At 42.5% G+C, this 11,667-nt stretch carries 13 protein-coding genes and 2 pseudogenes; 12 read left to right on the forward strand and 3 right to left on the reverse strand.

Annotation, left to right across the window (positions count from 1 at the left end; translation table 11 throughout):
* Window positions 1-119 precede the first annotated feature (119 nt).
* Window positions 120-317: pseudogene (locus tag VB740_RS36865) on the forward strand (ribulose bisphosphate carboxylase small subunit); the annotation flags it as partial.
* On the opposite strand, the gene VB740_RS26550 reads toward VB740_RS36865, so the two are convergent.
* Window positions 305-490, reverse strand: coding sequence for a hypothetical protein (locus VB740_RS26550; RefSeq protein ID WP_323202846.1), 186 nt, complete (start codon window positions 488-490; stop codon window positions 305-307). The pseudogene VB740_RS36865 and the gene VB740_RS26550 overlap by 13 nt on opposite strands.
* Here VB740_RS26550 and VB740_RS26555 point away from each other — a divergent pair.
* The 6 genes from VB740_RS26555 to VB740_RS26580 all read left to right on the forward strand — a co-directional run bounded on the left by VB740_RS26555 (window position 489) and on the right by VB740_RS26580 (window position 6,358).
* On the forward strand, window positions 489-1,259 hold the full coding sequence (locus VB740_RS26555) for a transferase (RefSeq protein ID WP_323202847.1): 771 nt from the start codon (window positions 489-491) through the stop codon (window positions 1,257-1,259). The genes VB740_RS26550 and VB740_RS26555 overlap by 2 nt on opposite strands.
* Window positions 1,260-1,315: 56 nt before the next feature.
* Window positions 1,316-2,104, forward strand: a complete 789-nt coding sequence (locus VB740_RS26560) for a BMC domain-containing protein (RefSeq protein ID WP_323202848.1) — start codon at window positions 1,316-1,318, stop codon at window positions 2,102-2,104.
* 244 nt (window positions 2,105-2,348) lie between these two features.
* Window positions 2,349-3,290: a LysR family transcriptional regulator gene (locus tag VB740_RS26565; RefSeq protein ID WP_323202849.1), complete on the forward strand. Its 942-nt coding sequence runs from the start codon at window positions 2,349-2,351 to the stop codon at window positions 3,288-3,290.
* Between the two features lie 97 nt (window positions 3,291-3,387).
* On the forward strand, window positions 3,388-5,007 hold the full coding sequence (locus tag VB740_RS26570) for a mucoidy inhibitor MuiA family protein (protein ID WP_323202850.1): 1,620 nt from the start codon (window positions 3,388-3,390) through the stop codon (window positions 5,005-5,007).
* 93 nt (window positions 5,008-5,100) lie between these two features.
* A complete protein-coding gene (locus VB740_RS26575) occupies window positions 5,101-5,601 on the forward strand; it encodes a GNAT family N-acetyltransferase (protein ID WP_323202851.1) in 501 nt (166 codons plus the stop codon).
* 58 nt (window positions 5,602-5,659) lie between these two features.
* Window positions 5,660-6,358 carry a Uma2 family endonuclease gene (locus VB740_RS26580; RefSeq protein ID WP_323202852.1) on the forward strand — a complete coding sequence of 233 codons (699 nt, stop codon included), beginning with the start codon at window positions 5,660-5,662 and terminating at the stop codon, window positions 6,356-6,358.
* 38 nt (window positions 6,359-6,396) lie between these two features.
* Here the strand turns inward: VB740_RS26580 and VB740_RS26585 are convergent, their stop codons facing one another.
* Entirely contained in the window at window positions 6,397-6,597 is a 201-nt protein-coding gene (locus tag VB740_RS26585) for a hypothetical protein (protein ID WP_323202853.1), read from the reverse strand.
* Window positions 6,598-6,820: 223 nt separating this feature from the next.
* Here VB740_RS26585 and mnmE point away from each other — a divergent pair, with 223 nt between their 5' ends.
* From mnmE to VB740_RS26615, 5 genes and pseudogenes are all read left to right on the forward strand, one after another.
* On the forward strand, window positions 6,821-8,215 hold the full coding sequence (mnmE, locus tag VB740_RS26590) for a tRNA uridine-5-carboxymethylaminomethyl(34) synthesis GTPase MnmE (protein WP_323202854.1): 1,395 nt from the start codon (window positions 6,821-6,823) through the stop codon (window positions 8,213-8,215).
* A gap of 59 nt (window positions 8,216-8,274) precedes the next feature.
* Window positions 8,275-8,553: a hypothetical protein gene (locus VB740_RS26595; RefSeq protein ID WP_323202855.1), complete on the forward strand. Its 279-nt coding sequence runs from the start codon at window positions 8,275-8,277 to the stop codon at window positions 8,551-8,553.
* A gap of 67 nt (window positions 8,554-8,620) precedes the next feature.
* Window positions 8,621-9,124 (forward strand): GNAT family N-acetyltransferase, encoded by a 504-nt coding sequence (locus VB740_RS26600; RefSeq protein WP_323202856.1) that lies wholly within the window; start codon window positions 8,621-8,623, stop codon window positions 9,122-9,124.
* A gap of 6 nt (window positions 9,125-9,130) precedes the next feature.
* Window positions 9,131-10,002 (forward strand): annotated as a pseudogene (locus VB740_RS36870) (SDR family NAD(P)-dependent oxidoreductase).
* A gap of 50 nt (window positions 10,003-10,052) precedes the next feature.
* Window positions 10,053-10,382, forward strand: a complete 330-nt coding sequence (locus tag VB740_RS26615; RefSeq protein ID WP_323202857.1) for a hypothetical protein — start codon at window positions 10,053-10,055, stop codon at window positions 10,380-10,382.
* Window positions 10,383-10,439: 57 nt separating this feature from the next.
* On the opposite strand, the gene VB740_RS26620 is transcribed toward VB740_RS26615, so the two are convergent.
* The gene (locus VB740_RS26620; protein WP_323202858.1) at window positions 10,440-11,360 is read right to left on the reverse strand and encodes an alpha/beta hydrolase; all 921 of its coding nucleotides are present in this window, start codon (window positions 11,358-11,360) and stop codon (window positions 10,440-10,442) included.
* Window positions 11,361-11,667 lie beyond the last annotated feature (307 nt).

The raw sequence follows: 11,667 nt of genomic DNA on the forward strand, positions 1-11,667 counted from the left end.
AATCATTTACTAACAGTGCGCCCTCTGCTACTGCGACAGCAACAGCTACCAGTACCCGTTTGAGTACTGAAGTAGTAGACCAACTCCGACAATTATTGGCTGGCGGCTCTAAAATTAGCCTTGAACACGTAGACCAACGGCGGTTCCGGACTGGTTCTTGGACTAGTACCGGTCAAATTCAAGCTTCTTCAGAAAGAGAAGCGATCGCAGCCGTAGAAGGATACCTTGGCGAATACCAAGGGGAATATGTGCGCTTAATTGGTATTGACCCTAAAGCCAAGCGTCGGGTATTAGAAACGATTATTCAAAGACCATAGTAGGTACTGGGGAATGGGGAATGGGGAATGGGGAATGGGGAATGGGGCATTGGGCATTGGTAATTAATCAATAATTCTGCTCCCCCTTCTTCCTCTGCCTCCCCTGCTCCCCCTGCTCCCCCTGCTCCCTCATCCCCATTCCCCACTCCGGTTTCTGAGGTTAAAATTTCCATGTCTGTGCTGTCACTGCGCCTCAGCAATAACTTTGATTCTTACATTAGTGGTGAGGTGACTATTCATCCAAGCGCAGTACTTGCACCTGGGGTGATCCTCCAAGCGGCTGTAAACAGCAAGATCATCATTGGGCCAGGAGTCTGTATTGGCATGGGAGCAATTCTCCAAGTCCATGAAGGAACCCTAGAGGTAGAAGCAGGCGCAAACTTGGGAGCCGGTTTTTTGATGGTTGGCAAGGGCAAAATTGGAGCAAATGCTTGCATTGGTTCAGCGACAACAGTTTTTAACTGTTCAGTTGAACCTGGACAAGTAATTGCACCTGGTTCAATATTAGGAGACACCAGTCGTCAGATTGCTCAAACAAAAGAACCAGAACCATCTACGAATAACCCTACAGCTACAAGTGCAGCACCGCAGAAGGAAGAGGAAAATGGCTTAGGGGGAGTTAAAGAAAAAGAAATTTCCTCAACTAAATTCTCAGCTTCGGCTTTTGTGGATTTCAAACAAAATAAGTCGATTTCTTACTTTAAATCTCCCGCCACTCCAGAAAGCCAGCCTCCTCCGGTAGAGGAACCCGCCAATGATGCTGACTCCACGCAAAAAGCCGCGCAAGAGTCTACAGAACATGACTCAGAACCCAATCAGCTAACCACAGAATCCCCTAACGGTTTTGGGACTCAAATTTATGGGCAGGGGAATATACACAGACTGTTGACTACATTGTTTCCCCATAGACAATCCTTGAATGACCCAAACTCTGACGATTAGTCTGAGTAAGTGTTAATTGTAAGTTGTCAGCTTCGTGATTATCCGGGAAAGTTCACATGGAAACATCTAATCAACGGTCTATGAAATCCATCCAGGGAGAGAGTAATCGAGATACCTTCCAGGATACTGCTTTGGGTTTAGTTTCTACCCGCAGCTTTCCAGCGATAGTTGGGACAGCGGATATGATGCTAAAGTCAGCAGGAGTTCATCTAGTTGGGTATGAAAAAATTGGTAGCGGGCATTGTACTGCGATCATTCGAGGTGGGATTGCTGACGTGCGTCTTGCCGTAGAATCTGGTGTCCAAACGGCTGAACAGTTTGGTCAGTTGGTTTCTAGCTTAGTGATTCCCCGACCTTATGCCAACCTAGATATAGTACTTCCCATCACAACCCGTTTCACTAAATTGATGGAGGAGGGTAATTACAGCCGTCTAAGTAACCAAGCAATTGGATTGGTAGAAACGCGAGGGTTTCCAGCGATGGTAGGAGCATGTGATGCCATGCTTAAAGCTGCTGATGTTCATTTAGCAGCCTATGAAAAAATTGGTGCGGGATTGTGTACAGCGATTATTCGGGGTTCCGTAGCAAATGTGGCAGTAGCAGTGGAAGCAGGGATGTTTGAGGCAGAACGCATTGGGGAATTAAATGCAGTAATGGTAATTCCGCGACCGCTAGATGAAATGGAGCAGACCTTACCGTTAGCAAGCTGCTGGATAGAAGAACGCGAACCGTTAAACTTACCAGTGAATATTAAAGAACAAGTTGCCGAAATTGAAGTACTAAGATTACCAGATTTAACCAAGCTCCCGACAAAAATTGCAGAAGAATTATGGAATGATGAATGATGATAGATGAATTTGGGAAAATCATCATTCATCGGGAAGTGGAAGGAATCTTACGCTTTTCTTGTTGTTCTGATAATAGCTTCTTAAATCCATAAATAAAATACCTTTCTTTTAATAGAAGTAATAGAGTTTTGTCTATAATATATAAAACTCATAGTTTTATATGAGCATTGCTATATCATTTGCAGGTGTTCAGTAATACGAGTCTTATATCTATGAATAGCTATTTACAGGAGAACCACCTTTGAAGCAAGCGACGCTGCACCAGTTAAAGGTATTCGAGGCGGCGGCACGGCACAGTAGCTTTACTCGCGCTGCTGAGGAATTGTTTCTTACTCAACCTACCGTTTCGATGCAGATCAAGCAACTCACAAAATCAGTGGGGTTGCCATTATTTGAGCAAGTCGGGAAGCGATTATATCTCACCGAGGCAGGACGGGAATTGTTTGCCACTTGTCGGCAGATTTTTGAAAATATAGCCCAGTATGAAATGAAGGTAGCAGATTTAAAAGGGCTAAAACAGGGGCAATTACGCCTGGCAGTAATTACAACAGCAAAATATTTTATTCCACGTTTGTTAGGGCCGTTCTGTGAACTTTATCCAGGGATTGATATCTCTCTGCAAGTAACGAATCACGAACAAATTTTAGAACGGATGAGTAATAATCTGGACGACTTATATATTATGAGTCAAATTCCAGACAATATGGATGTGACTTGCCAGCCATTTTTAGAAAACCCTTTAATAGTCTTTGCACCAATTAATCATCCGTTATCTAAAGAAAAAAATATTCCTATACAACGCCTATCTAACGAACCTTTTATTATGCGAGAACCTGGTTCAGGAACTCGTCGCGCCGTCCAAAGTCTATTTGAAGAACAAGGGGTGACAGTAAAAGTAAAGTTGGAATTGGGAAGTAACGAAGCAATTAAACAAGCGATCGCAGGTGGTTTAGGAATTTCTGTTTTATCCCGTCATACCTTACTATTAGACGCCTCAGAGTTCAGCATTTTAGATGTACAACACTTCCCCATTGAGCGACATTGGTACATGGTTTACCCATCGGGCAAGCAGCTATCTATCGTTGCTCGGACTTATTATGAGTATCTTCTGGGTGCGGCAAAGAACTTTGTACAGCAAAACGCTGCTACTACTTCCACTACGCTTGAACCAACTCACAGGTAATAATTCGTAATTACGAATTACCTAAAGGGGTTGACGGTTAGGCGGGAAACATTGACAATTAACCAGCAGAATTATTAAAAATGGGGGAAGACTAGTAGTGGTTAACCCGGAAATACCGTCTTGGCGCAAAACAGTACAAAGCGAGATTGTAGCTGTTACAGTGTACTCTGACAGAGCATTGGTGACACGGCGTGGTGTAATCAATTTAACAGGAATTGAACAAGAATTAGTAATTACCCCGGTACCAGAGACTCTGGAAACTGAGTCTGTCAGAGTTAGTGGTACAGGTACGGTAGGGGTGCGCTTGGTGGGAGTAAGTAGCGATCGCATCTACACCACTGAACCTGTAGCGGAGCTTGCACATTTGACAAGGCAAATTCAGCAACTAGAAGCAGAAAAACGCCACCTGCAAGCCCAAGTGGATGCTTTAGCATTGCAGTCTACTTTTATCGCAGGTTTACGCGAAAAAACAGAGGAACCCTTTGCCCAGAGTTTATCCCGAAAAAATCTCAGCCTTAGTGAAACTTTGGATTTTTTGAACTTTCTCGGAAGCCAGTATAGTGAGTATGCGATCGCATCTGGAGAGTGCAAAACCCAACAACAGGAATTAGACAAACAACTGCAAGCACTTCACGCCTCATTGCAAAAAATTCAAACACCCCATCCTAAAGAGAGTTTTAGCTTAGTTGTGGCAGTTGAAGTTGCAGGTGAAGGCGAATTTGAATTAGAGCTTTCCTACCTAGTAAATCGTGCCAGTTGGACTCCGCTTTATGACTTGCGCTTTAGCACCACCAGCGATATTGTCCATTTGAGCTACCTTGCAGAAATCACTCAAAGCACGGGCGAAGATTGGATTGGTGCAAATCTTACCCTTTCCACCGCTAAACCGGGATTAGGTACACTCCCGCCCAAACTTGAACCTTGGTATATTGATGCTCCACGTCCACAAATGGTACGACAACGACGATTTTCTGCCCAGCCACCACTGCTGCCTAGCATAGCAGCTCCTGCTGGTGAAGAAAATTGGCAAGAACAAGACGAAGTTACAGAGGATAGTCTGATTCCAGCAGAAACCGTTACAGCAGAAGTATCCAAAGAAGGAAGTGTAGTTACCTTTAAATTGAATGGTGGTGGTAACATTCCCAGTGATGGCGCACCTCATAAAACTACAATTTTCAATGATGATTATCCTTGTAGCTTCGATTATGTGGCCATGCCACGCTTAGTAAGTTTTGCTTATTTGCAAGCTAATGTAAAAAATAATCCCAACGGTGCAACTCTGTTACCAGGCAAAGCGAATATTTTCCGCGACAATGTTTTTATTGGGACAACTCAGCTAGAAAATATTGCACCAGGGCAAGAATTCAAACTGAACTTAGGGATTGATGAAGGTTTGAAAATTGAGCGCGATTTAATTGAACGTCTGGTAGACAAAAGATTGATTAGCAACCAGCGTCGGATTACTTATAGTTATCGGTTGATAATTACTAACTTACTCGACAAAGAAGTAAATCTGAAACTAACTGAACAATTACCGGTTAGTCGCAACGAGCAAATTAAAGTGCGTCTCAATCGCAGCAACCCACAAATTCAACTTGGTGAAATGGGTATTTTAGAATGGCAGTTAACTCTTCCACCTCAAGAGCGACGAGAGATATATTACCAGTTCAATGTTGAACATCCGCCGGAGCTAATGGTAGTTGGATTAGATATTTAAAAATAAAGTTGGTGTTATGCGTCAATTTTGTCAAATTCTCCTAAATTGGGTGTAAATGCCAGCAAAACCAATCACATTTAGAGAAAACAGGAAATGAAGCTGCTGGTTCGAGAAGCAGAACCGAATGATGCTGCGGCGATTGTTGGTATTCTGAACCCTATTATTGAAGCCGGTCTGTATACCGCGTTTGATACGCCGCTCACTGTCGATACTGAACGGGAGTATATATTGAATTTTCCCCATCGTGGGGTGTTTCATGTTGCTGTGCGCTTTCCAGAGCAGACGGTTGTTGGGTTTCAAAGCATGGAACCATTTGCGTCCTTTACACATGCTTTTAACCATGTGGAAATAATCGGCACATACGTAAATCTTTTGTACCGACGACAAGGGATTGGCAAGAGTCTGTTTGAGGCTACCTTTGAGACTGCTCGCAGCAAAGGATACGAAAAAATATTAACCTACGTTCGCGCTGATAACGCCCCTGCGTTAGCTAGTTATCTCCGGCATGGTTTTCGCATAATTGGGACGGCACAAAGACAAGCCAAGATCAAAGAAACGTATATAGACGAGATCATTGTCGAACGGTTTTTGTAGATAGCTTCTACGCTCCTCACTGCTACGCTAAACTTATAGCACTGAGATACTTGCCGCCATGTCTGTCATCCCAGATTTAGCAACCCCAGAAAATGTTATATTTCCGCCAGGGGATTTATATAGTGACGAACCGCCTCTGGAAACTGACTTACATCGGCTACAAATGACACTGCTGATTCAATGCTTAGAGTGGCTGTGGCAAAATCGTAATGACTTTTACGCATCGGGTAATCTCACCATTTACTACAGTCCACGCCAGCGCAAATCAGAAAACTTCCGAGGGCCAGATTTTTTTGTAGTACTGGGGACTGAACGCAAACCCCGTAAAAGCTGGGTTGTTTGGGAAGAAGATGGCAAATATCCTAATTTAATTATAGAAATTCTCTCAAATAGCACAGGCGATACTGACAAGGGCCTAAAAAAACAAATTTACCAAGATATCTTTCGCACACCAGATTACTTCTGGTTTGACCCAGAAACCTTAGAATTTACAGGGTTCCATTTGCTGGATGGTGAATATCAATTATTGGAACCCAATCTCCAAGGCTGGTTGTGGAGTCAACAGCTAGGTTTGTATTTGGGTGTTTATCAAGAAAAATTGCGCTTTTTCACTCCTGAAGGAGAACTAGTTGCAACACCGGAAGAAGTTGCACAACAGGCTGAACAAGAAAAGCAACGCGCTAACCAAGAGAAACAACGCAGCGATCGCTTGGCGGCAAAACTGCGAGAATTAAATATAGATCCAGATACTATTTAACCTTTGTGCTGTCTTGCTTAAGCCTGTTGGCCCCATTACTATGGATCTTCAGGAAAAACCCACTTTGGTGGTTCCGTCATTTTTTTCCGCAGACGTTCTTGTGCCAACTCCAACATTTTGTCTAAGGGAGTCTCTTCAATAAATTTTACAGCGGCCTCTCTAAACTCGATATTGGGGCACTTATCCCCTAAAACACAGCCGTTAACACAGGCTACAGCGCAGTTAATCTTTTGCTCCACAGTAATTCCTCTCTTTAAAAGTTATGAGCAGAGACGCGATTAATCGCGTCTGTACAGGAGTTATAATTTTCACCTTTAACTCTTTACTATCAGGCATTACCCTCCAGGTAAATTTTACCTTGCCAGTTGCCATCCCATTAGTCTAAATACTTACCATTTAGAAAGTTATCGGTTATGAGTTATGATTTTGACTCCTAACTTCTCACTCTTATGAAAGGCGCTCATGTCAGAAGTTTTTGCTACTACCGGAACTATCGCTGCGATCGCTACTGCTGTTGTCCCCCAACAGGGTAGTGTTGGTATTGTGCGGGTATCCGGTTCCCAAGCAATGGCTTTAGCCCAAACTCTCTTTCACGCACCAGGGCGACAAGTTTGGGAAAGTCACCAGATTCTCTACGGTTACATTCGCCATCCCCAAACGCAACAACTGGTAGATGAAGCTCTGTTGCTAATTATGAAAGCACCCCGTTCTTACACTCGTGAAGATGTGGTGGAATTCCATTGCCACGGGGGAATTATGGCAGTGCAGCAGGTGTTACAACTGTGTCTGGAAAACGGTGCAAGATTAGCCCAACCAGGAGAATTTACTCTCCGTGCCTTTTTGAATGGACGGTTGGATTTAACTCAAGCCGAAGGTATTGCTGATTTAGTGGGAGCTAAATCGCCTCAAGCTGCCCAAACGGCCTTAGCTGGTTTACAGGGAAAATTAGCTCATCCGATCCGGCAGTTACGCGCTAACTGTTTAGATATTTTGGCAGAAATCGAAGCACGAATTGATTTTGAGGAAGACTTACCACCTTTGGATGATAAAGTCATAATATCAGAAATTGAGAAAATTGCCGCAGAAATAACTAGGTTATTGGCAACCAAAGACAAAGGTGAGTTGCTACGCACAGGTTTAAAAGTGGCAATTGTGGGGCGTCCGAATGTGGGTAAGTCGAGCTTATTGAATGCTTGGAGCCAAAGCGATCGCGCCATTGTGACTGACTTACCCGGAACAACCCGCGATGTAGTGGAATCACAGTTAGTTGTCGGGGGAATTCCCGTACAAGTGCTAGATACAGCCGGGATTCGGGAAACAACAGATCAAGTGGAAAAAATTGGTGTGGAGCGATCGCGTCGTGCCGCAAATGCAGCTGATTTAGTCTTGCTTACCATCGATGCTTCAGCAGGTTGGACGGAAGGCGATCGAGAAATTTACGAACAAGTACAACACCGTCCGTTAATTCTAGTGATTAACAAAATCGATTTAGTAGAAGAAGGCGAAAGCAAATATCTTCAATCCAAAATCCAAAATCCAAAATCTAAAATTGTCACAGCTGCAGCCCAAAATCAAGGCATTGATGGTTTAGAAAAAGCAATTTTAGAAATAATTAAATCTGGAAAAGTCCAAGCTGCTGATATGGATTTAGCCATTAACCAAAGGCAAGCAGCAGCCTTAACTCAAGCTAAAACTTCTTTGGAACAAGTACAAGCAACAATTGCCCAGCAACTCCCTCTTGATTTCTGGACAATTGACTTACGCGGTGCAATTCAAGCACTAGGAGAAATCACTGGTGAGAAAGTTACAGAATCAGTTTTGGATAGAATTTTTAGTAAATTTTGCATTGGTAAATGATTTTCTATCAAACCCAAAGTTTTCCTTTGTTAATTACAAAAAAATAGCTATATATTATTATGCCAGTTTTTAGAAAAGATGTTGATTTTTTCTTTGAAGAGTTTATCAAAGTTACTACTGGAGGAGGAGGTGATGCGAGTATTTGGGCAGTTGGTAGTTATCAAGGAAAATTCATTATGACTGTTATTGATCAAAAAATAGATTCTTTAACTATAGATGACATAGCTGATAAACCAGCTTTTTTTATGCTACAAGACTTCATGAAATTTTCTCCTTATTGGGAATACGATGCGGCAGCACTTTCTTTAGCAAACAAATTAGCAATATCGAGTTTGTAATTGACTTAGAAGTAGGGTGCATTAAGCACTCATCTCATGTTTTTTCCAACCTAAAATTAATAACTAAATGTACATCTCAATTCGCCAAGCAACTATACAAGATACGGTGATAGTCTCGGATGTATTGTTAGAAGCAGCTTTGTGGCTCCAAGAGCTTGGTATACCTTTGTGGGGTGATAGCGAGGTATCGCTAGAAAGTATCTCGGAAGATGTTGCTAACGGCTTGTTTTTTATTGCGGAATGTGATGGTGAACCAGCTGGTACAATCAAGTTTCAACTTGAGGATTTACTTTTCTGGCCAGACATTTCTCAGGAAGAGTCAGCATTTTTACATCGTCTTGCTATTCGGCGACAATACTCTGGCGGTAAAGTCTCTTCGGCATTGCTGGCTTGGGCTGTTGAACGCGCACAAACATTTGGTAAACGTTATTTACGTTTAGATTGCGATGCTTCGCGTCCGCCCTTGAAAGCACTATATGAAAACTTCGGTTTCCGTCATCACAGCGATAGACAAGTTGGCCCTTATTTCGTCTCTCGCTATGAATATGAAATACCTCTAAAAGTGACCTAAATTAATATGTCTTTTATCGATGAAATTAATCCTGTGAATGTATTGATAGTGGGATCTAGCCAAGGTATTGGTTTGGGTTTTGTAAAAAAATTGCTACAAGATGACAGAATAGCCAAAGTTTATGCAACTTCTCGTCAACCGGAATCAGCCTCCGATTTAATAGCTCTTACAGGCGAACATTCTGAGCGATTAATTTGTCTGGAAATGGATATTACTGACGAGTTACAAATTATTGAAGCTGTTCAAAAAATACGTACCCAAGTTGACAAACTGCATTTGGTAGTCAACTGTGTAGGACTGTTGCATGAAGATACTTTACAACCTGAAAAAAGCTTAAGACAGATCAATTCAGAAAATTTGCTGCGCTACTTTCAGATCAATAGTATTGGTGCTGTTTTACTGGCTAAACATCTATTGCCTTTGTTTCGTCATGGAGAACGCAGCGTGTTCGCTAATATTTCTGCCAAATTAGGCAGTAAGCTAAAACACATCTAATTTGCATATCAAAATTTTATTAATCCCTTGTGGGGTGGGCATCTTGCCCGCCCTGATTATGCAACTTAAATGCCGATTAGCTTATTGGCGATAATAAACTTGGTGGATGGTATGGCTATCGGGCTTCTAAAGCAGCACTCAATATGTTGATGCGAACTGCGGCAATTGAGTATAAAAGAAGTTGTCCTAAAGCATTAATAGTGACATTGCATCCTGGTACAACTGATACACGCCTTTCCCGTCCTTTTCAGGGAAATGTACCTGCGGAAAAATTATTCTCAGTGGAACGCACTGTTACCCAATTATTAACTGTGATTGAACAACTTCAAGAAGGCGATAGTGGACAGTTTTTCTCGTGGGATGGAAGCCGATTACCTTGGTAACTGCGTTACGCTGATGCTAGTGAAATTTACGTTAGTTGTAACCGAAGCCTATGAAGTTTTTTGTGCCAGCAGCCAAGGATGATATTAAAGCAGAGCAGGTGTATAGTGCGATCGCTCAGTCTGTAAAAGCGCCAATAACCGAAAAGCGTATTTGGAAGTTACAGTGGCGCGATCGCGAAATTGATATGGAATGCGAGGTAGGTAAACCCTTGCCATCTTCTTATCAAACCGGGAAAGAGTTAGTTATGGCAATCTTTGAGTGCGAGAACCTTTATAAAATTTGTACTCTTACCCGTGGAGGAGTAAAGGGAGAACCTATCTTGGTTGGCAAAAACTCTGTATCCTCAGCAACGTACTTTTCAGGTAATGTAGATAACTGACTCTTTAATATGCGATCGCTCTGGTAACATACAGTGATCAAGCCTCAGTACTGAAAGCTAAGAACTGGGAAACTCTAACTCAGCGCTTCCTCGTCCCAACTGCACTGTCTCAGATGGTAGATGTCGCTCCAACCAATCTTCCAAATCAGCCATTACCTCTTGATAATTGAGGTCACTCTGAATTTCATGATAGGCTCCTGGATACTCGATTCTCAGCTTATCTTGGCATTTTACCCGTTGGTAAAAGATGTCACTTCCCGCAGGTAAAACAACTCGGTCTGCACCACCGTGGAGAATCAACAATGGTAATTGCCAATCACCTGCATGAGCATTAATCCAATCAACTGTTGCAAAGAATTCTGTAGCCAGACGGGCAGTAGCAAGGGTATGTCGCAGCGTATCTTGAGCGAATGCGGCTAAAACCTGCTGATCTCGTGAACCAGCACTCATGTTAATGCCTGTATTCAATGTGAAACGCGGCCACACCCGTGAGAGCAATTTTCCTAAAAGCACGCGGATAGGTGAAACCCCAACTTTCCCCAAGCTTGGCGCTAAAGCGATCGCACCTTGCAAAACTGATGCTTGTTGGGGATAGCGCAGAATGTAATCTAAGATAATCATCCCGCCTAAACTATGACCCAAGAGGAAAATTGGGCATCCAGGATTCTGAGTTTGAATTAACTGTAAAAAGGCTCCTAAATCTTCTCGAAACTCACTCCAAGCGTTGATATAGCCTCGCTGACCTGGTGAACGTCCATGACCACGCAAATCTAAGGCGTAGACAGCATATTGTTTGGGTATCAAATGTTGAACCACATTACTGAAGCGATCGCTGTGCGCTCCAAGCCCATGCACAATGGCTAATATTGCCCGTACTTTACCCTCTGGATGCCAGCTTTGGTAATACAGGTCAAGTCCTCCAACACCTTGGAATGTGCCTTCTCTACGAGACACGACGCGATCGCTATGGTCAATCATAGGGGTAATTTTTTATGTATTTTCCCAGCAAGCTACTAACATGTCAATAGTTATTGTAGTAAAAATAGCTTCTGGCTATGGTAATAATTACAGTGAATTAAGTTACCCTCATGTATTTAAAATATCGATAAAATAATTCCACAGCTTCTAACCGTAGGTTAGTTAATAATATGACCTGAAGAATTATGATTTATTCATGAATTCAAAGAGGTTTTTATCAAAAGTTATTCTAGGGAATCTGTTCAGGAAGACCTAGAGAGGCAGTCCAGTAAAAGTAGTTGACAAGATGCACAGTTTTTGCGGAGTG

Origin of the sequence: Nostoc sp. UHCC 0251, from assembly GCF_034932245.1 — a bacterium.
Lineage (GTDB): Bacteria > Cyanobacteriota > Cyanobacteriia > Cyanobacteriales > Nostocaceae > Nostoc.

What these genes read in the sequence shown, in the direction of transcription:
- VB740_RS26560 (WP_323202848.1), top strand. Translation starts at nt 1,316, where the DNA reads ATGGAAACATCTAATCAACGGTCTATGAAATCCATCCAGGGAGAGAGT.
- VB740_RS26555 (WP_323202847.1), top strand. Translation starts at nt 489, where the DNA reads ATGTCTGTGCTGTCACTGCGCCTCAGCAATAACTTTGATTCTTACATT.
- VB740_RS26620 (WP_323202858.1), bottom strand. Translation starts at nt 11,360, where the DNA reads ATGATTGACCATAGCGATCGCGTCGTGTCTCGTAGAGAAGGCACATTC.
- mnmE (WP_323202854.1), top strand. Translation starts at nt 6,821, where the DNA reads ATGTCAGAAGTTTTTGCTACTACCGGAACTATCGCTGCGATCGCTACT.
- VB740_RS26615 (WP_323202857.1), top strand. Translation starts at nt 10,053, where the DNA reads ATGAAGTTTTTTGTGCCAGCAGCCAAGGATGATATTAAAGCAGAGCAG.
- VB740_RS26580 (WP_323202852.1), top strand. Translation starts at nt 5,660, where the DNA reads ATGTCTGTCATCCCAGATTTAGCAACCCCAGAAAATGTTATATTTCCG.
- VB740_RS26595 (WP_323202855.1), top strand. Translation starts at nt 8,275, where the DNA reads ATGCCAGTTTTTAGAAAAGATGTTGATTTTTTCTTTGAAGAGTTTATC.
- VB740_RS26600 (WP_323202856.1), top strand. Translation starts at nt 8,621, where the DNA reads ATGTACATCTCAATTCGCCAAGCAACTATACAAGATACGGTGATAGTC.
- VB740_RS26575 (WP_323202851.1), top strand. Translation starts at nt 5,101, where the DNA reads ATGAAGCTGCTGGTTCGAGAAGCAGAACCGAATGATGCTGCGGCGATT.
- VB740_RS26550 (WP_323202846.1), bottom strand. Translation starts at nt 490, where the DNA reads ATGGAAATTTTAACCTCAGAAACCGGAGTGGGGAATGGGGATGAGGGA.